Source organism: Paracoccus sp. UBA889 (assembly GCA_002294185.1).
Classification (GTDB): domain Bacteria; phylum Pseudomonadota; class Alphaproteobacteria; order Rhodobacterales; family Rhodobacteraceae; genus Paracoccus.
Map to the genome: position 1 here is coordinate 1 of DBFD01000024.1, position 19,152 is coordinate 19,152.

Annotated in this window: 18 protein-coding genes, 1 pseudogene and 1 riboswitch; of the genes and pseudogenes, 8 read left to right on the top strand and 11 right to left on the bottom strand. The window is 67.7% G+C overall.

Going from position 1 to position 19,152, the window contains the following annotated elements; genetic code table 11:
- The 3 genes and pseudogenes from B4L36_RS03925 to B4L36_RS03935 all read right to left on the bottom strand — a co-directional run.
- Window positions 1-191: pseudogene (locus B4L36_RS03925) on the bottom strand (methylcrotonoyl-CoA carboxylase); the annotation flags it as partial.
- Window position 192: 1 nt separating this feature from the next.
- The gene (locus B4L36_RS03930; protein WP_292952680.1) at window positions 193-675 is read right to left on the bottom strand and encodes a lysozyme inhibitor LprI family protein; all 483 of its coding nucleotides are present in this window, start codon (window positions 673-675) and stop codon (window positions 193-195) included.
- Between the two features lie 58 nt (window positions 676-733).
- Complete coding sequence (locus B4L36_RS03935) at window positions 734-1,894, bottom strand: isovaleryl-CoA dehydrogenase (RefSeq protein WP_292952683.1); 1,161 nt, start codon at window positions 1,892-1,894, stop codon at window positions 734-736.
- A gap of 165 nt (window positions 1,895-2,059) precedes the next feature.
- Between B4L36_RS03935 and B4L36_RS03940 the strand changes: the two genes are divergently transcribed.
- The gene (locus B4L36_RS03940; protein ID WP_292952686.1) at window positions 2,060-2,599 is read left to right on the top strand and encodes a histidine phosphatase family protein; all 540 of its coding nucleotides are present in this window, start codon (window positions 2,060-2,062) and stop codon (window positions 2,597-2,599) included.
- Window positions 2,596-3,501 (top strand): adenosylcobinamide-phosphate synthase CbiB, encoded by a 906-nt coding sequence (cbiB, locus tag B4L36_RS03945; protein WP_292952689.1) that lies wholly within the window; start codon window positions 2,596-2,598, stop codon window positions 3,499-3,501. The genes B4L36_RS03940 and cbiB overlap by 4 nt, the downstream gene beginning before the upstream one ends.
- Here cbiB and B4L36_RS03950 read toward each other — a convergent pair.
- The 6 genes from B4L36_RS03950 to B4L36_RS03975 form a co-directional block, all read right to left on the bottom strand.
- Complete coding sequence (locus B4L36_RS03950) at window positions 3,479-4,978, bottom strand: tripartite tricarboxylate transporter permease (protein WP_292952692.1); 1,500 nt, start codon at window positions 4,976-4,978, stop codon at window positions 3,479-3,481. The two genes, cbiB and B4L36_RS03950, sit on opposite strands and share 23 nt — an antisense overlap.
- Window positions 4,975-5,424: a tripartite tricarboxylate transporter TctB family protein gene (locus B4L36_RS03955; RefSeq protein WP_292952695.1), complete on the bottom strand. Its 450-nt coding sequence runs from the start codon at window positions 5,422-5,424 to the stop codon at window positions 4,975-4,977. Before B4L36_RS03955 ends, B4L36_RS03950 begins: the two co-directional genes overlap by 4 nt.
- 7 nt (window positions 5,425-5,431) lie before the next feature.
- Window positions 5,432-6,406 (bottom strand): Bug family tripartite tricarboxylate transporter substrate binding protein, encoded by a 975-nt coding sequence (locus B4L36_RS03960; RefSeq protein ID WP_292952698.1) that lies wholly within the window; start codon window positions 6,404-6,406, stop codon window positions 5,432-5,434.
- Between the two features lie 68 nt (window positions 6,407-6,474).
- Entirely contained in the window at window positions 6,475-7,254 is a 780-nt protein-coding gene (locus tag B4L36_RS03965; RefSeq protein ID WP_292952701.1) for a transglutaminase-like domain-containing protein, read from the bottom strand.
- Window positions 7,255-7,377: 123 nt separating this feature from the next.
- Window positions 7,378-9,660, bottom strand: coding sequence for a Tex family protein (locus B4L36_RS03970; protein WP_292952704.1), 2,283 nt, complete (start codon window positions 9,658-9,660; stop codon window positions 7,378-7,380).
- 91 nt (window positions 9,661-9,751) lie between these two features.
- On the bottom strand, window positions 9,752-12,265 hold the full coding sequence (locus B4L36_RS03975; RefSeq protein WP_292952708.1) for a cation:proton antiporter: 2,514 nt from the start codon (window positions 12,263-12,265) through the stop codon (window positions 9,752-9,754).
- Between the two features lie 228 nt (window positions 12,266-12,493).
- Between B4L36_RS03975 and B4L36_RS03980 the strand changes: the two genes are divergently transcribed.
- From B4L36_RS03980 to B4L36_RS04005, 6 genes are all read left to right on the top strand, one after another.
- A complete protein-coding gene (locus tag B4L36_RS03980) occupies window positions 12,494-13,279 on the top strand; it encodes a heme-dependent oxidative N-demethylase family protein (RefSeq protein WP_292952711.1) in 786 nt (261 codons plus the stop codon).
- Between the two features lie 108 nt (window positions 13,280-13,387).
- A complete protein-coding gene (locus B4L36_RS03985) occupies window positions 13,388-14,449 on the top strand; it encodes an alkene reductase (RefSeq protein ID WP_292952714.1) in 1,062 nt (353 codons plus the stop codon).
- Between the two features lie 258 nt (window positions 14,450-14,707).
- Window positions 14,708-14,821: riboswitch (TPP riboswitch) on the top strand.
- Window positions 14,814-15,422 carry a YkoF family thiamine/hydroxymethylpyrimidine-binding protein gene (locus B4L36_RS03990; protein WP_292952717.1) on the top strand — a complete coding sequence of 203 codons (609 nt, stop codon included), beginning with the start codon at window positions 14,814-14,816 and terminating at the stop codon, window positions 15,420-15,422. Its footprint overlaps the riboswitch before it by 8 nt.
- Window positions 15,423-15,426: 4 nt before the next feature.
- Window positions 15,427-16,209, top strand: a complete 783-nt coding sequence (locus B4L36_RS03995) for an ABC transporter permease (RefSeq protein WP_292952720.1) — start codon at window positions 15,427-15,429, stop codon at window positions 16,207-16,209.
- Window positions 16,206-17,015 carry an ABC transporter ATP-binding protein gene (locus B4L36_RS04000; protein WP_292952723.1) on the top strand — a complete coding sequence of 270 codons (810 nt, stop codon included), beginning with the start codon at window positions 16,206-16,208 and terminating at the stop codon, window positions 17,013-17,015. Before B4L36_RS03995 ends, B4L36_RS04000 begins: the two co-directional genes overlap by 4 nt.
- Entirely contained in the window at window positions 16,957-17,943 is a 987-nt protein-coding gene (locus B4L36_RS04005; RefSeq protein ID WP_292952726.1) for an ABC transporter substrate-binding protein, read from the top strand. Before B4L36_RS04000 ends, B4L36_RS04005 begins: the two co-directional genes overlap by 59 nt.
- A gap of 28 nt (window positions 17,944-17,971) precedes the next feature.
- Here B4L36_RS04005 and B4L36_RS04010 read toward each other — a convergent pair whose 3' ends face one another.
- Window positions 17,972-18,643 (bottom strand): Crp/Fnr family transcriptional regulator, encoded by a 672-nt coding sequence (locus tag B4L36_RS04010; RefSeq protein ID WP_292952729.1) that lies wholly within the window; start codon window positions 18,641-18,643, stop codon window positions 17,972-17,974.
- On the bottom strand, window positions 18,640-19,152 hold a 513-nt coding region (locus B4L36_RS04015), incomplete at its 5' end, for a hypothetical protein (protein WP_292952732.1). The genes B4L36_RS04010 and B4L36_RS04015, both read right to left, overlap by 4 nt.

Consider the following 19,152-nt stretch of genomic DNA (forward strand, 5'->3'; position numbering starts at 1 on the left):
TCCAGCAGGTTCGCCACCCGCTCGCGCGGCGGCATCTTGCCGCGATCGACGTGACGCTGCATCGCCTTGTCGCCACCCCCTGCGGCGGCAGCCTCGGCGGCCTGGCGGACATCGGACAACAGCGCCAGATGCGCCTCGCGATTGGCGCGGAAGGCATCCGATCCGGTCAGGGCTGCGGATTTCAGCTTCATCCTAGAATCCCTGCATGTCGCGCAACTCGAAGGTGCGGCGCGCGGTTTGACGCATCTGGCAATCGGCCGCCGCGATCACCCGCATCGAGCCGCCGCCATATCGATCATAGGCCAGCGTGCACTCGGCGTCGCGAAACGCAATCCAGGCCCTTTGCGCCGCCAACAGCGTATCGGCCAGGCCGGGCTGGTCGCTCATCTGCGAGCGGGTCTTCTTGTATTCGCGATTCAGAAGATCGTCCCAGGCGGTGTTCTCGGCCATCATGCACTGGCTGATGGCCAGCGTCGTCTCGGGCTGTTCATGGGCTTTCGAACAGGCCGTCGCGGCCTTGCCGATGCAGTCGGGCTGGATGTCGCCGGGTTCGGTGGCGTCGAAACAGGCCGCGACCACGGCCGTGTCGATCCTGGCCTCCTGCGCCAGCAGGGGCGCCGGAACAAGCAGACTTGGCAGCAGCAGACACGAAAGAATTGCAGGCAAGTTCTTCATGGTCCCTCCCGCGTCCCGTCGCTCCGGCAGGCCATCCCCGGAACGGGCCTCGCGCCCCTCATGCCAGTGCCATCAATTCGCGGCCGATCAGCATCCGGCGGATCTCGCTGGTGCCGGCACCGATCTCCATCAGCTTGGCGTCGCGGAACAGGCGGCTGACGGTGCTGTCGTTGAGAAATCCCGCCCCGCCAAGCGCCTGCACCGCCTGATGCGCCTGCGCCATCGCCTGTTCGCTGGCGTAAAGCACGGCGCCGGCCGCGTCCTGCCGCGTGACCCGGCCCGAATCGCAGGCTTTCGCGACCTCGTAGACATAGGCACGCGCGGTATTCAGCGCGACATACATATCGGCGATCTTGCCCTGCATCAGCTGGAAGGAACCGATGGGCTGGCCGAATTGCCGGCGCTCTTTCACATAGGGCATCACCTCGTCCAGACAGGCCGCCATGATCCCGGTGCCGATGCCGGACAGGACAAGACGTTCATAGTCCAGCCCCGACATCAGCACGCGCACGCCCCGGCCTTCCTCTCCCAGCACATTCTCGAAAGGGATCTCGCAATCCTCGAAGATCAGTTCGCCGGTGTTCGAGCCGCGCATTCCCAGCTTGTCGAAATGCGGTCCGGTGTCAAATCCCTTCATCCCCCGCTCGACGATGAAGGCGGTGATGCCACGGCTGCCCGCATCCGGGTCGGTCTTGGCATAGACCACCAGAATTTGCGCATCGGGCGCGTTGGTGATCCAGTACTTGTTGCCGTTCAGCACATAGCGGTCGTTCTTCTTCTCGGCCCGCAGCTTCATCCCGACGACATCGCTGCCCGCGCCCTCCTCGGACATGGCCAGCGCGCCCACGGCCCTGCCGCTGCACAGGGCGGGCAGGTATTTCGCGCGCTGATCGTCGCTGCCATTCAGCTTGATCTGGTTCACGCAGAGGTTGGAATGGGCGCCGTAGGACAGGCTGATCGAGGCCGAGGCGCGGGCGATTTCTTCGACCGCCACGACATGGGCCAGATAGCCCAGCCCGGCGCCGCCCCATTCTTCGGGCACGGTGATGCCCAGCAGGCCCAGATCCCCCATCTCGGTCCACAGGTCGCTGGGAAAGGCATTGTCGCGGTCTGTGGCGGCCGCCAGCGGCCTGACGCGATCCTGCGCCCAGCGATGAACCATGTCGCGCAGGGCGTTCACGTCCTCGCCCAGATCGAACTCCATGCCCTGCGTGAACATCGGCCCTCTCCCATTATTGAACAAGCGTTCATTTCGTGGCGTTCTAAGCCACGGCCCCCTGCCCGTCAACAAGCCTGCGCCGGAAGACGCGACGGGTCAACCGGGACGGCTTGCCCTTGCCACGCGCAGGCGACATGGTGCGCCGCAAAGCCGGACGAGGGGCCGATGGCGACATTGATGATCCTGCGTCATGCGCCGCCGATGACAGGTGGCAAGCTGGCCGGTCGCAGCGACGTGGACGCCGATTGTTCGGACACGGCGGCATTCGCGTGGATGCGCGCCCGTCTCGGCACGCCGGCCGCGGTGCTGTCCAGCCCGGCGCGACGATGCCGGCAGACGGCACATGCGCTTGGCCTGAGCCCCCGGTTCATGGCGGCGCTGTGGGAACAGGATTACGGCGCATGGGAGGGGCTGGACTATGCCCGCCTGCCTGATCTGGGGCCGCTGACGCCTGCCGAACTGTCCCGCCACCGGCCCGACGGCGGCGAGAGCTTTCAGGACATGGCTGCCCGCGTCCTGCCAAAGCTGAAGGCGCTGGACGAGGACACGCTGATCGTCGGTCACGCCGGGACCGTGCGGGCCGGGCTGTCGCTGGTGGTGGGCCATGCGGCGCTGTCGTTCCATGTCGCCCCGCTGTCGCTGACGATCCTGCGCCGGTCCGGCGGGGACTGGTCGGTCGAGGCCGTCAACATCACCCCGCCATGACCCCGCTGATCGCCCTGACCGCGCTGGCGCTGGATGTGGCAATCGGATGGCCCGACGCCCTGTTCCGCCGCATCGGTCATCCGGTAAGCTGGCTGGGCCGGCTGATCGCGGCGCTGGACCGGCGCTGGAACCGGGGCTGCGCGGGGATGGCGCGGGGCGCCGCGGCGGCGCTGGTGGTGATCGCGGCCGCCGTCATCCCGGCGCTGATCCTGCAAGGCCTGCTGGGGCCCCTCGTTGCGGGCCTCCTTGCCTGGCCGCTGGTCGCGGCGCGATCCCTGCACCATCATCTTCGTGCTGTCGCGCGGCCCCTGGCCGCAGGCGATCTTCAGGGCGCGCGCCGCGCGACCGCGAAGATCGTCGGCCGCGACGTGAGCCGCGCCGACGCACCCGCCCTGGCCCGCGCCAGTATCGAAAGCCTGGCCGAAAACGCCTCGGACGGGGTGGTGGCTCCGCTGTTCTGGGCGGCTGTTGCCGGGCTGCCGGGGATCGCGGCCTACAAGGCGATCAACACGCTGGATTCGATGATCGGGCACCGGACGCCGCGCCATGCCGAATTCGGGCGCTTCGCCGCGCGGCTGGACGATGCGGCCAACTGGGCGCCGGCGCGCCTGACGGCGCTGTTGTTCACCTGCGTGGCCGGCGGCACGGCGTGGCGGACGGCACGGCGCGATGCGCGCGCGCATCGTTCGCCCAATGCGGGCTGGCCCGAGGCGGCGATGGCCGGCGCGCTTGGCCTGCGGCTATCGGGGCCACGCATCTATGGCGGCCGGGTTGCGGAGGAACCCTGGCTGAACGGCGCGGGACGCGATCCGGTCGCGGCCGATATCGCACGGGCGCTGGCGATCTGCCGCCGCGCGCTGTGGCTGGGGGCGGGGCTGCTTACGCTGCTGTCCGCGATCTGAACCGCCTCCACGCGCCCCACAGCGAGGCTGCGATCAGCGCCACCGTCGCCACCACGAAGACGGCCGAGATCGGGCGTTGCAGGAACACCATCGGATCGCCGCGCCCGATCAGCATGGCGCGGCGCAGATTGGTCTCGATCAGCGGGCCGAGGACGAAGCCCAGCAGCAGCAGGGCCGGGTTGAATCGCGCCATGGCCAGCAGATAGCCGATCGCCCCGATCACCGCGACGGCGGCGATGTCGAAGCTCGATCCGCGCACCGAATAGACCCCAAGGCAGACGAAGACCACGATGGCCGGATAAAGCCAGCGGAACGGGATCCGCAGCATCGAAACCCAGATCCCGATCAGCGGCAGGTTCAGCACCAGCAGGATCAGGTTGCCGATACCGAAGCTGACCACGAGGCCCCAGAACATGTCCGGCCGCGCCTCCAGCATCAGCGGGCCGGGCTGGACGCCGTGGATGACCAGCGCGCCCAGCATCAGGGCCATGATCGGATCACCCGGAATGCCCAGTGTCAGCGTCGGCACGAAGGCCGAGATGGCGGCGGAATTGTTCGCGGCTTCTGGTCCGGCCACGCCTTCGATCGCGCCCTGGCCGAAGCGCTCGGGCCGGCGCGCGATGCGGCGTTCCAGCGCGTAGGACAGAAACGAGGAAATGGTCGATCCGGTGCCGGGAAGCGCGCCGAAGAAGCTGCCAAGCGCGCTGCCGCGTGCCACCGCGCCCGGCATCCGGCGCAGATCGTCGCGCGTGGGCAGAAGCTGGCGCAGGCTGACATGGGGCGGACTGCCCTCGCGTTCGGCATTGCGGATATTGCCGATGATCTCGGCCACGCCGAAAAGTCCCATTGCCAGCGCCACCAGGTTGATGCCGTCCATCATTTGCGTCTGGCCGAAGGTCAGGCGCTGGACGCCGCTGTTCACATCGGTGCCGACGCTGCCCAGGATCAGGCCCAGCACGACCATCGCAAGGGCCTTGGCCGGGCGCCGCGATCCGATGGTCGAGGCCGCGACCAGCCCCAGCACCATCATCGCCGCGTAGTCGGCCGCCCCGAACCGCGTCGCCATCCGCGACAGCCAGCCCGCCAGCACGACCAGCACCACGATCCCGATCATCGAGCCGCAGAAGGACGACACCATCGAGGCGAACAGGGCCACGCCCGCCCGTCCCTGCCGCGCCATCGGATAGCCGTCCAGCGTCGTGATCGCCGATTGCGGCGTGCCGGGCAGTCGCAGCAGGATCGAGGCCACCGCGCCGCCATATTGCGCGCCGTAATAGACCCCGCCCAGCATCACCAGCGCCGCCTCGGGGCTGATGTAGTAGGTGAGCGGCAGCAGCAGCGAGATCGCGGCCATCGCCCCGATCCCCGGCAGCACCCCGATGAAGGTGCCCATGACGACGCCCAGCACGCAATAGACCAGCACATCGGGCCGCAAGGCCACCGAAAAGCCGTGCAGGATGCCCTCGACGGTGTTCATCCGGGGAAATCCGGCCAGACCGGCATGGTCATCTGCAAGCCCTGCTTGAAGACCAGCCATGTCAGAACGGTGATGATCGCCGCAAGGATCAGCCGCCACCGCCAGCCGCGGCGCGGCGCGGGCAGGCTGGCGATCAGCACCGCGCCCGCGGTCGTAAGCGCCAGCCCCAGCCCCTGCAGGCCCAGACCGAACAGGCCGATGGCAGCCAGCACCGCAAGCGCCTGGGGCACATCGAAGGGCCGCATCTCGCCGGCGCGATGCCAGGCGGGCAGCGCGATCATCAGGCCAAGGCCCGCCAGCAGCGCGCCCAGCACGACCGGAAAGAAGCCCGGTCCCATCCGCCGCAGGCTGCCGATATCATATTGGGCCACCGAATACAGCGCGACGAAGGCGCCGATGGCGGTCATCGCCGCGCCGCCCCAGAGATCGTGCCAGTCGCGTCGCATCAGCGGCTTACTGCGCCTCGATCCGGTCGATCACATTGCCCCAGACGCTGGTGTCATCCGCGATCCTCCGGGCCAGATCATCGGCCGTTCCACCCTGCGCCTGCCAGCCCATCGCCAGCATCTTCTTCTGCACCTCGGGATCGTCGAGGATCGCGTTCACCTCGGTGTTCAGCCTTTCGAGAATGGCCGGATCGGTGCCCGCGGGCGCGATGAAGGCGTTCCACAATTCGGCCCGGAAATCGTCCGGAATGCCGGCCTGTCCGGCGATGACCGGCACGTCGGGCACCTGCGCGAAGGGTTCGGACGAGGTGATGCCCAGCATCTTCATCTTGTCCGCCTGAACCTGCGGCAGGGCTGCCGAGGGCGCCATGAAGCCCGCGTCGATCTCGCCTCCGATGATCGAGGTGGTGACTTCGGCATAGCTGGTAAAGGGAATGTGCAGCATCTCGATCCCGGCGGCGTCGGCAAACAGTTCCGCCGTCAGATGCGCGCCCGATCCCTGCCCGACCGAACCATAGGCGATCGCGCCGGTTTCGGCCCTCGCGGCCTCGATGAAGCTGGCGATGTCTGTGGGCGCGGCCTCTGCGGCCATGGCCAGAACCAGCGGCGAGGTCGCTATCAGCGCAACCGGGGCGATGTCCTTGCCGACGTCGTAGCCGACATTCTCGACCAGCCGGGGCGAGGTCGTCAGCGGACCGTTGATGGTGGTGCCGAAGGCATAATCCGTCTTGCCCGCCAGCATCTGCTGCACGCCGATGACGCCGCCTGCGCCGGGCTTGTTCTCGACCACCACGGGCTGGCCCAGCTTCCGGGACAGCGGTTCGGTGATCAGTCGCGCCAGCACATCGGGCGACGATCCCGCCGGAAAGCCCACGTAGACGCGCAGCGGTTCGGTCGGCCATGCGTCCTGGGCCGCGGCCATGCCGGTGCCGATCATCACGGCCCCAAGTGCCAGCAGCGCCCTGCGATTGAACTGCTTCATCCTCTTTCCTCCCGGTAAAACGCGAAGGAGGTGATGCGACGGGCTTGGCCGAAGGTCAAGCGTCAGGCTCAGCCGATGCGGCTGACCGAGACGGTCTGCGTGACCAGTTCGGCCGGACACGAGGTGGTCATGAAGGCCACGTCCACGGCGTCTCGTCCCACCGCGATGATGGCGATTTCGTCAGCCTTCGCCATGCCGGTCGGATCGACCAGATGCCAGGCGCCATCAAGAAAGACCTCGACGACGGCGTGGAAATCGGGCGGCTGGACCGAGGGGGCGAAGACGCTGACGATGCGGGCCGGAATCTGCGCGGCGCGGCACAGGGTCAGCATCAGATGGGCATAGTCCCGGCAGACGCCTTGCCGTTCCAGGAAGGTGTCCACGGCCGTCGTGCCGGCGTGGCTGACGCCCGGAACATAATCCAGTTCGGCCTCGATCCAGTCGCGGATCGCCATGACCTTGCGGCCGCCCTGGAGGCCATCGAACCGCTTCGAGACATAGGGGGTAAAGCGTTCGGCCTCGCAATAGCGCGAGGGCAGAAGATAGCGCAGCGCATCGCCGGGCATCCGGTCGATCTCGACCAGGGCGAGGGAGTCGAAATCGGGCCGCGGCCGCGTCACCAGAACCTCGGCGGTATAAGAGCAGCGGATCTGGCGTGTGGCGCGGATGATGATGCGCTCGCCGATACCCTCTTCCGCGGGGACGCGGGCGAAATGATCCACCGGGCCGGTGTCGATCGAGGTTCTGATCAGTTCCTGTCCCTGTGCGCCGGCGGCTTCCAGAACGAGGATCGCAGGCCCGGGTTGGGCGAGGCGGTAATCCAGCTCGACCTCGATCTTCATCCGCATGGCTGATCCTTTCGTGATGGGCGCCCGGCCAGGGCGTCGGCCGGGACGCAACCGCGCGGCGCCTTGCCTATTTCGGGACCCGGGCGCCGTCGTGCAAGCCCCGGCAGACGACGGCCATGACACTCAGCGGCGGCGCATCGCATTGGCCAGCGCGGCACCAAAGGCACCCGCCGCGGCATCCGGTCCGGGGGCCGGATCGGGTGCCGCGGCGTGATCGGGCCCGGCCTGTCGGGTGGCTCCGGCCCCGCCATCCTTGCGCATGGTCAGCCCGATCCGGTTGCGGGCCAGGTCGATCTCGGTCACGCGGACGCGAATCACGTCGCCGACCTTCACCACCTCGTTCGGATCCTTCACGAAACGGTCGGCCAACTGGCTGATGTGGACCAGTCCGTCCTGGTGCACGCCGATATCGACGAAGGCGCCGAAGGCTGCGACATTGGTGACGGTGCCTTCCAGCGACATGCCGGGTTTCAGATCGGTGATCCGATCGACGCCATCGGCGAAGCTGGCCGTGACGAAGCCGGGGCGCGGATCGCGGCCGGGCTTTTCCAGTTCGGACAGGATGTCCCGGATGGTCGGCAGGCCGAAATGCGCGTCCACGAAAGTCTCGGCCCGAAGGGATTTCAGCGCCCCGGCCTGACCCATGATGGCGCGGATGTCGCGGCCACAGGCGGCGACGATCCGACGCGCCAGGCCGTAGGCCTCGGGGTGCACGGCCGAGGCGTCCAGCGGCTCATCGCCGTCGCGGATGCGCAGGAATCCGGCGCATTGTTCGTAGGCCCGCGGACCAAGCCCCGCGACCTTCTTCAGCGCCGCGCGGGATCGGAACGCCCCCTGGGCATCGCGATGGGCGACGATGTTCTGCGCCAGCGACGGGCCCAGTCCGGCCACATGGGCCAGCAGCGGCGCCGAGGCCGTGTTCAGATCGACTCCGACGGCGTTCACCGCATCCTCGACCATCGCCTCCAGTGTCCTGGCAAGCTGGCGCTGGTCCACGTCGTGCTGATACTGCCCGACGCCGATGCTTTCGGGCGGCACCTTGACCAGTTCGGCCAGCGGATCCTGCAGGCGGCGCGCAATCGACACCGCGCCCCGCAATGACACATCGAGATCCGGAAATTCCCTTGCCGCCAGTTCCGAGGCGGAATAGACCGATGCCCCGGCCTCGGAGACGATGACCTTGGTGGGCGCCCTTGCGCCCCTTGGCAGCCGTTTCAGCAGATCGCCCACCAGACGCTCGGTCTCGCGGCTGGCGGTGCCGTTGCCGATGGCGATCAATTCCACGCCGTGGCGCGCGATCAGCGCCGCCAGCGCCGATTCGGCGCCGCGCAGGTCATTCCTGGGCTGGAAGGGATAGATCGTCGTCGTTTCGACCAGCTTGCCGGTGCCATCGACCACTGCCACCTTGACCCCGGTGCGTATGCCGGGATCCAGGCCGATCGTCGCGCGCGGCCCGGCAGGGGCGGCCAGCAACAGATCCCTGAGATTGCGGCCAAAGACGCGGATCGCCTCGTCATGGGCGCGTTTGCGCAATTCCGTCAGCAGGTCGATATACATCGTGTTCGACAGCCGGATGCGCCATGTCCAGCCCGCCACCTGCCGCAGCCACCGATCGCCCGGCCCCTCGCCCAGCGGCCCAAGCGCCTGCGCCACGATCCCTTCGGCCCGCGCCGACCCGTCTTCGGAATCGGGCGCGATGTCGATGGTCACGATCTCTTCCTTCGCGGCGCGAAGGATTGCCAGCGCACGATGCGCCGCGATCCCGGCCCATGTCTCGCGATGGTCGAAATAATCGCTGAACTTGGCCCCGGCCTGTTCCCTGCCGGCAATCACCCTGGCCGCGACCACGGCCTCGGCCCGCATGAAATCGCGCAAGGCCCCCAGAAGTGCCGCGTTTTCAGAAAGTTCCTCGACCAGAATGTCGCGGGCACCGTCCAGGGCGGCCTTCTGATCGGGCACTGCATAGCTGACATGGGCCGCCGCCAGCTCCGCCGGATCGGCGGCGCGGTCGTCGCGAATGGCGCGCAGCAGCGGTTCCAGCCCCTTCTCTCGGGCGATCATCGCCTTGGTCCGGCGCCTGGGCTTGAAGGGCAGATAGATGTCTTCCAGCGCCGCCTTGGTCTCGGCCCCGGCGATGGCGCGGGCCAGATCGTCGGTCAGCCTGTCCTGATCGCGGATCGCGGCCAGGATCGTCCGCCGCCGCGAGTCCAGTTCGCGAAGGTAGACCAGACGTTCGGCAAGGGTGCGCAACTGGCTGTCGTCCAGCCCGCCCGTCACCTCCTTGCGATAGCGGGCGACGAAGGGCACGGTCGCGCCGCCGTCCAGCAGACCGGCGGCCGCCACCACCTGCGCGGGACTTGCGCCGATTTCGGTCGCGATGGTGCGGGCGATGCGGTCGGCGTCCATACGGGTCTCTCCCAATTGTCGAAGCAACGTCATATCGTCCGACCGATGCCGCGCCAATCCCCCGGACCGTCGCACCCGGCCCGCCGCGCCTTCAGCCCTTTTCGACCAGTTCCAGCACCTCTTCGGCCAATGCCTTGTTCGAGACGCTGTCGCGGACCGCCTGCCGCAGCGCCGAGGACCGCCTGAGGATGCGGCGGAAGTCGGTTTCGTCCAGCAGCAGCAGATTCGTGGGCGTGATCGCGCGCACCTCGGCCCGGCGCGGCTTTCGCGTCAGAACGCCCATCTGGCCGAACATCTCGCCACGTCCCAGACGCGTGGTCTGACCGGCGACGATCTGTTCGACCGCGCCGGACGAGACGAAATAGACCCGCCGCGACGGGCTGTCCTTGCGCGAGATGACCTTGCCCGCATTGACATAGCGCGAGCGCAGCGACCGCGCCAGACGGCGCAGTTCCGCCTCGTCGAGATCGGCGAAAAGCGGGAACTGCCGTGCCAGTTCTTCCTTGCGCAGGGCCAGATCCAGGCGCGGGCGCCCCTCGGCCTGATGGCGGCGGCGTGCGATGTCGGTCATCAGCGCGGTATGCAGTTCCGATCCGATCAGCCCGTCCTCGCGCATGGCGGCATATTCGCGTTCCTCCAGACGCAGCGCAGTGCGACGGATGAAGCGGCGTTCCAGTTCCTCGGCATAGCCGGGATATTGCAGGCGCAGTCCCTCCAGCGCGGTTTCGACCGCTTCTTGCCGGCGCGACAGCAATTCATGCAGCAATTCGGCCACGCGGCGGCCGTGGATGCGACGGATACGGCTGTCGAGAAATCGGTGAATATCTCTCAGGATCAGTCGTTTGGCCAGCAATGCCTCGAAACGGTCTGCGGTCATGCGACCCAGCGGGGCGGGAAGGCGCAGCCGGTCGCGCAGGAACGCGGCGATGCGGAAGGGCAGGCCATAGCGGAGGCTGCGCCGCGCCGCCCGCTGATAGCCATGCCGGCCGCCGGTGCGCGCGCCCTCGATCAGCCGGTCGGCGTCGAACAGCATCTTTTCCGACAGCCGGGCGCTGATGGCCCGTTCGCGGAACCGTTCCAGGATCGTCTCGCGTTCATGCGCGGCCAGCGCGATCAGGCCCAGCGTGATGCGGTCGCGGTCGAGGATCTGGGTATTGTCCTCGGCCTCGGCCTGCTCGACGGCGCGGTCCAGCCGCGCGGCGAAACGCTTGGCCTCGGAACGGACGGTCTCGCGCGTCAATTCGTAATTCTCGGCCGTGCTGGCCACCTGTTCGCGCACCGATTGAAGGGCGACGGCGATCACCTGGTTCGACAGCGCCTCGTCCAGCGGCGACAGCCGGTCCAGCCCCAGCCGCCCGATCACCCAACGCAGCGTCGTGCCCTGCACCAGCAGCGTGAACAGCGTGAACCCGGTGGCGAGGATGCCGACCAGGCGCTTGGTCTCGACCGGAACGCGCAGGCTTTCGGTGACGGCCAGCGCCAGCGCCAGCGTGACCGCACCGCGCAACCCGCCCCAAAGGATCGCGATCCGGTAGGGACGCTCCACTGCGGGCGACAGACGCAGCAGCGACAGGATCGGCAGCAATCCGAACAGGATGATCGCGCGGGCAAGAATGGCGGCCAGGATGACGACAAGGATCAGCGCGTAATCGCCCGGTCGCACGTCGTCCAGCAGCCGCGGGATCAACAGCGCGGCCAGGATGAAGATCAGCGCCCCGGCCCAATGCGCCAGCAAATCCCAGACCTCGCGAAGATTGGTCCAGAGGCCGGGCGACAGCCGTGCCGGCCCCATCAGGTTCAGCGTCAGCCCCGCCGCCACGACCGCGACCACGCCCGAGGCGGAAAAGAGCTGCTCGGTCCCGATATAGGCCAGGTAGGGCACCGCGACCGAAACCGAGATCTGGGCCAGTTCGTAGCGTGTGAACCACGCCATCAGGATCAGTGCCGCCCGCGCGGCCAGCCAGCCACCGACAACGCCGCCCGCCATCAGCCAGGGAAAACCGCCGATCGCTTCTGTCAGGCTGGGGTCGGGCAGGCCCATCATCACGAATCCCATGAACAGGCCGAACAGGGCGATGGCGGCGGCGTCGTTCAGCAGGCTTTCGCCCTCGATGATCCGCGCCAGCCGGCGCGGCGCCGACAGCGACCGGAAGATGCCGACCACCGCCGAAGGATCGGTGGTCGACACGATCGCGCCGATCAGCAGGCAGACCACCAGCGGCAGCCCGCTGACCCAGGCCAGCGCGTAGCCGATGGTCAGCGTGGCCACGAAGACCGCCACCACCGCCAGCACCAGGATCGGCACCCAGTCATCGGCCATCCGGCGGACATTCATGCCCAGCGTCGCCTGAAAGATCAGCGTCGGCAGGAAGACATAAAGAAAGACGTTGGACCGGATCGGCAGCGCCAGGATCGATTCCGCCACCGGGTTCAGCGCATCGGTCAGATCGGTGCGCAGCAGGAACAGCGCCGCAGCGCCGATCAGGATGCCGAAAGCCGCCAGAATCACGCTGTAGGGCAGCGAAAGACGCGCCGCCAGCGGCTCGGCCAGGGCGATCAGGATGAACAGTCCCGCAGTGATGGTGGTCAGAACAACGATGTCCATGGGCCTGCGATAACTGGAAAATCGCCGGCAGGGAATATGGCAGGACCCCGCCGGATCGCGCTTTTTCGTGACTGCGCCACCGGCTTGCGCAGCCCGCGCCTGCGCCGGGGGTCCCGGGGGACGCGCAGTCCCCCCGGCGGTCGCGGGACGCAGGAAGGCAGGCAACACGGGCAGCCCGGCCGACAAGGTCACTTGCTCCTGCCGCCGGCACGGGCATGATGCGGGCAGATGAGCACGATCCTGCAACAGCGGCTGGCTTTCGCGCCCTGGGCCGATCCGCGCACAAGGCGCCTGCCCGGCACCATTCCCGTGACCGAGGCCGAATGGCTGCTGACCGACGATGCCTTCGCCGCTCAGATGGCGCTGCGCGACGATCTGATCGCCACCCGGCCCGGCCGCGTGCACGCCTTGCACGAAGACGCCCGTCCCGCCGCGGCCGAGCTTTACCGCCGGATCATGCGCCTGCTGCCCGACCGCGGCTATGATTGCGGCCCGGCGGTCCGGCGTCCCGATGGCGTTCTCGTGCTGCCGGATCCGCAGATGCCGCTGATGACGCTGGGCCGGTTTGTCGCCGAGGATCTGTGCCTGATGATCCCCGGCCCGGATGGCCGGCATGTGCTGGGCGGCGCGATCCTGTGTTTTCCTGCGGGCTGGTCCCTGTCGCAGAAATTCATGCGCCCGATGATGCGCATCCATCGCCCCGTCGCGTCCTATACCGAGGATATCGGCCGCCGCGTCCAGCGGCTGCTGGATGGGCTGCGCCCCGGTCCGGGCCTGATGCGCGGCACGGCGCATCATTCCGACGCGCCGCTGCACCACCCCCTGACCGAGGAACAGGACCGCATCCCGCCCGACCCCGCGCCCTTCATCCGGGTCGAGCGGCAATGTCTGTTCCGCCTGCCCGAAACCGGCGCGGTGGTCTTCTCGATCCATACCAGCGTCATCCGCCCCGAGGCGCTGGACCCCGATCAGCGCCGGGCCCTGCGACAATTTCCGATCCGCCACGGCACCTGAAGCCATGCGCCAGATGGGACGCAAGCTTGCGCCGCGCGCCGTTGAAAACCTCCGGCCCGCCGCACAGGTCGAATGGTCAAAGCACAGGACAGGCAGAAAGGACGCCAGATGCCAACCCTTTTCGATCCGCTGACACTCGGGGCCGTGACCTTGAAGAACCGTCTCGTGATGGCGCCGCTGACGCGCGCGCGCGCCGGCGGATCCCGCGTCCCGAATGCGATGATGGCCGAATATTACCGCCAGCGCGCCAGCGCCGGCCTGATCCTGACCGAGGCGACGTCGGTCACGCCGATGGGGGTGGGCTATGCCGATACGCCCGGCATCTGGAGCCAGGAGCAGGTTGAAGGCTGGGCACGGGTGACCCGCGGCGTCCATGCCGAGGGCGGGCTGATCTTTCTGCAATTGTGGCATGTCGGGCGGATCTCGGCGCCGCTGTTCCTGAACGGCAAATTGCCGGTCGCGCCAAGCGCGATCCGGCCCGAGGGCCATGTCAGCCTGGTGCGGCCGCAGCAGGAATATGTCACCCCCCGGGCACTGGAGACGGATGAAATCCCGGCGATCGTCGAAGCCTATCGCCAGGGCGCGCAGAACGCGAGGGCGGCGGGCTTCGACGGGGTCGAGATTCATGGTGCGAACGGTTATCTCATCGACCAGTTCCTGCAAGACAGCACCAACAGGCGGACCGACCGCTATGGCGGAAGCCTTGAAAACCGCACCCGTTTCCTGGAGGACGTGGCAGATGCGGCAATCGGGGTCTGGGGCGCGGATCGGGTGGGCCTTCACCTTGCCCCGCGCGCCGATTCGCACGACATGGGCGACAGCGACCGCAGCGCCCTGTTCACCCGCGTCGCCGACCAGATGCGCCAGCGCGGCCTGGCCTTCCTGTGCCTGCGCGAACATCCGGCCGAAGACAGCCTGCTGGACGCCATCAAGGCCGCCTTCGGTGGTCCGATCATCGCCAATGAAGGGCTGACCCGGGACAGCGCCCGCAGCCTTGTGGGCCAGGGCCGCGCCGATGCGGCGGCTTTCGGACGCGATTTCATCGCCACTCCGGACTTGCCGCGCCGGTTCCGCGAGGGACTGCCCCTGAACCCGCAGGATCCCTCGACCTTCTATGCGGGCGGCGAAAAGGGCTATATCGACTATCTCCCGGCGGAAGCCGCAGCGTAACGCGGAAACGGCCGGCGCGAGGCGCCGGCCGCGACGCCCCGGCCTCGGCAGGCGTCATTCATGGGCCGGATCCCGCGCTGCTTGTGTCCTCCGGTCATTGCCGGGCGCGACCGCAGGATTGGCGATCCCGCGGCGGTCGTGGCGGGGGCGACGCCGCCTTGACCGGCGGCAGCCTGATCTGGTCCGATGAGCCTTCGCGCGCGCCGCGATCGGTCCGAGCGAATCGGTTGCGCCCGGCTGCGGTCTGTGATCACTTCAAGCCATCCACAGGGGTGCCCCGTATGGCCGGGGCTGAGATGCGGGCGCGACGCCTGCGGACCCTCAAAGCTGATCTGGGTCATGCCAGCGGAGCAAGGAGGAACGAATGTTCACCGGCGCACAGATTTCCCTTTACCCGATGACGGACAGGTTCATCGACGTCATCACCGATGCGCTGGCCGCGCTTGGGCCCTATCGCGACCGGCTGCGGATCGAAACCGACGATATCTCCACCCTGCTGGTCGGTCCGCCAGAGGTGCTGTTTCCCGCGATCCGCGACCTTTTCGTCGCCGCCGCCGCCACGCGCACCCATGTCGTCCTGCACGCAACCCTGTCGCGCGGCTGCCCGGGCGAGCCCGACGATCCGATGTGCCGCAGCGACGCGATGGACACATCCCGCGAGCCCCTGGCCCTGCGCCAGGCGGCAGCGCAAGAGGCCTTGCGCGACGCCCCCGAAACCGGAGAAACCGCAGCCGCGCAGCTTTCGCTCTATGTCATGGGCGGCGGCGACCACATGGCCGAAATCTATGGCTGCATCGAGTTTCTTCGCGACAGCGGCGTCTTCGATCGCGCAAAGAACTTCTGCACGCGACTCGGGGGCGATGCCGGTCCCGTCTTCGCCGCGCTCGCCCAGGCGTTCTGCCGCTTCGGTCCGCCCGAAGGGCATGTGACCATCGACCTGACCGTGTCGGCCAATAGTCCCTCCGCGGCCTGATCCGATGCCCAAACCCACGATGCGCGAGCGCGTCACGCGCGCGCTGCCCGCGATCCTGTCGGTCGGCACGCTGATCGCGCTGTGGCAGATCCATGTCAGCCTGTCGGGGATCCCGCCGAGCGTCCTGCCATCGCCCGGCCGGGTCGCCGGACAACTGGCGGCGAACCGACAGGTGATCTGGGCGAATACGGTGCCGACGATCCAGGCGACGCTGCTGGGCTTTGCGGTCTCGCTGGGCGCGGCCTTTGCGTTCTCGGTCCTGATCGATTTCGCGCGTCCGCTGCGCCGGGCGCTGTTTCCGGTCTTCATCATCAGCCAGACGCTGCCGCTGGTGGCGATCGCGCCGCTTGTCGTGCTCTGGTTCGGCTTCGGCCTTGGCCCCAAGATCGCGCTGGTCGCGCTGGTCACGTTCTTTCCGATGCTGGTGGCGCTGGTCGATGGCTACGAGGCGACCGAGCCCGAGATCGAGCAGCTTCTGGCGACGATGGGCGCATCGCGGGCGACCATCTTCCGCCGCGCGCGGTTGCCTTCGGCACTGCCCTTTTTCTTCGCCGGTCTGCGCATTTCGATCACCTATGCCGTCGTCGCGGCGATCTTTGCCGAATATGCCGGGGCGGCGCGCGGGCTGGGCATCTACATCCTGAATGCCAAGAACAATTTCCGTCCCGACCTGGTTCTGGCGGCGGTCTTCGTCAGCGCCGCTCTGACGCTGGTCCTGTTCGCGACGACGGTGCTGCTCCAACACCTGTCAATGCCCTGGCGGCAGGTCGAGGAGCAGCGACCATGAGCCTGCTCGACATCCGCGACGCCGCGGTTCGGCTGGGCGGAACGGCGGTTCTGGACGGCGTGTCGCTGCACGTGGAGCGCGGCGAGTTCGTTTCGATCCTCGGTCCCTCGGGCGCGGGCAAATCGACGCTTTTCAGACTGATGACCGGCGGGCTTGCTCCCGATCGCGGCGAAATTCTGGTCTCCGGGCGCCCGCTGGCAGCGGGTAATAGGCCGTTTGCCTTCATGCCGCAGCGCGATGCGCTGATGCCGTGGCGGCGGATCATCGACAACGTGACGCTGGGGCTGGAAGTGCAGGGCCTGCCACGGCGCGAAGCGCGCGCCCGCGTCGCCCCGCTTTTCGCGCAGTTCGGCCTGGACGGATTCGAACGTCACTGGCCGGCACAGCTTTCGGGCGGGATGCGCCAGCGCGCAGCACTTTTGCGGACCGTCGTGCAGCAGCGGCCGGTGATGCTGCTGGACGAACCCTTCGGCGCGCTCGACGCGCTGACCCGCGCCGGGATGCAGCGATGGGTCGAGGCCCGCTGGCAAGATCACCGGTGGACCACGCTGCTCGTCACCCATGACGTGCGCGAGGCGGTCAGCCTGTCGGATCGCATCTATGTCCTTTCGCGCCGACCCGCCCGTGTTCTGGCGGAATTCGCGGTTCCGCTTGGCCGTCCGCGCCTGGCGCATGGGCTGCCCGCCGCGGCGCTGGCGCTGGAAACCGAAATCCTCAACACCCTTCTCGACCCGCAAGGAGACAAAGATGAGATGCCTCGCATTCGCCCTGACCGCCCTGATCGCCGCGCAACCGCTTGCCGCTGAGCAGGCGGTCAAGGTCGCGCTGGACTGGACGCCCAATACCAACCATGTCGGCCTCTATGTCGCCCAGGCCAAGGGCTGGTACGACGATGCCGGCCTGGACGTCGAAATCCTGCCCTACACCGACACCGCCTCGGGCACATTGCTGGCCAGCGGTGTCGCCGAATTCGGCGTGCTCAGTTCCTGGGGCTTCTACACGCAGCGCGCCGCCGGCGCGGACCTGATGCCGGTCTTCGCCGTCTACCAGCACGAGACCGGGCGCCTGGTCTTCAACGCCGACCGCGACGACATCGACACACCCGCCGACCTTGACGGGCTGACCTATGCCGGTTTCGGCAGCGCCTGGGAAGAGGCGCTGATCACTACGATCATCCGCGCGGCCGGCGGCAAGGGCGAATTCAAGACCGTGACGCTCGGGACCTCGGCCTACGAGGCATTGGCCAGCGGCCGCGCCGATTTCACGCTCGAGGTCGCGACCTGGGAGGGCGTCAACGCCAGACTTCAGGGCCGCGAGCAGCGCGCCTTCCGCTATGCCGATTACGGGGTTCCCGACCAGCAGACCACCTTCATCGGCAGCCGTGGCGAATGGCTGGAGGCGAACCCCGAAACGGCAAAAGCGTTCCTGGCCGCCACCCGCCGCGGCTATGCCTTTGCCGCCGAGAACCCCGAGGCCGCCGCCGAGATCCTGATCGGGGCGACCGAAGGAATGCTTGGCAATCCCGAGCTGATCCGCGCCTCGATGCAGGCGATCGTCGATGGCGGCTATCTGACGGACGAGAACGAGCAGGTCGGCACGATTCAGCCGGACCGGATCGAGGCCGTCGGCAGCTTCCTGGTCGACGCCGGGATCCTGCGCGACGAAGCCGGCGATGTCCTGACCGAAAAGCCCGATTTCTCGACCTGGTTCACGAACGAATACCTCGACCGTTAGCAACGTGGCGCGCCCCTGCCGCAGGATTCTAGAGGATGGCCGACAAGGCATCGGGGTTCAGCAGCTCGATCCGCTGTCGCGCCGTCCTCAGGATGTCCCGCCGCGCAAGTTTCGTCATCGTGCGGCTTACGATCTCGCGGTTGGCGCCGATGCTGGCCGCGATCTCGGCATGGGTGGGGGCATGGTCCAGGACACCGCCGGTCTCCAGCTGGCCGCGTTCGACCGCCAGGGCGATGAGGTACGAGACGACACGTTGCTCGACCGTGAAGCTGGTCAGTTCCATATTGCGTGCGGTCAGCGCGCGCACGCGCGACACGAGATCCGTGACCACGCGGTGCCGGACCAAAGCCACGGTTTCGAACAGCGACAGGAAGCATTTTTGCGGCATCACCAGAACCCGCGTCGGCGCCCGCGCCACGACCGCAAGCGACCGATCGCCGTCATCGAGCGCCGCCAATTCGCCGAGATAGGATCCGGTGGAAAACCGTGAAAAGATGATCTCGCGCCCCTCGGGCGTCCAGTAAACCGCCAAGAGCGCGCCCGACAGCAGGAAATAGACGTCGCGCGACATGTCCTGCTGGTTGAACAGCACTTCCCAGCCAGCCAGCGATCTTTCCTGGAACTGCACGTCGATACCGGCCAGATCGGCCGCCCTGACGCCCGCCAGAAGGGGCAGGTCGAACGACAACAGGCCGGTCATTGTGACAGAAGAACTTTGGCGCGACCCAGTTCGGGCAGGACCGCATCCCTGGGAAAGGCATTCAGCGCCGCGGCGAGGCCCTGATCGTCCGGCACATCATGGCATGACAGATCCAGCGTCGCGCGCAGGCTCCAAAGTGCCGCCCCCTGCCGGGTCGCGGTATCCAGCGCCAGCTTCATCGCGGCCTCGGCCTCGCCCGGGTGATTGTCGCTGCGGCAAATGCCGGAATGGATGCGAAGGATTTCGGGATACCAGCAATGCAGCCCGCTTTCCCGCGCCTCGACCACCGCTGCCGAGGAAACGTGATAGGCCTCGGTCACGCGGCCTGCCGCTGCCAGACGCTCGGCATAGCAGGCCGAGAAATAGGGCAGACCCACCCTGGCACCGATCGCGCGCTGCAATTCGATATTGGCCTTGAACGCGGCAAGGCCGGGTTCATCCAGGCTTTGCGACGGATCCATGATGAAACTCCACGTCGCGCCGGTGACCTGCCAGAACACGGCCCCCTG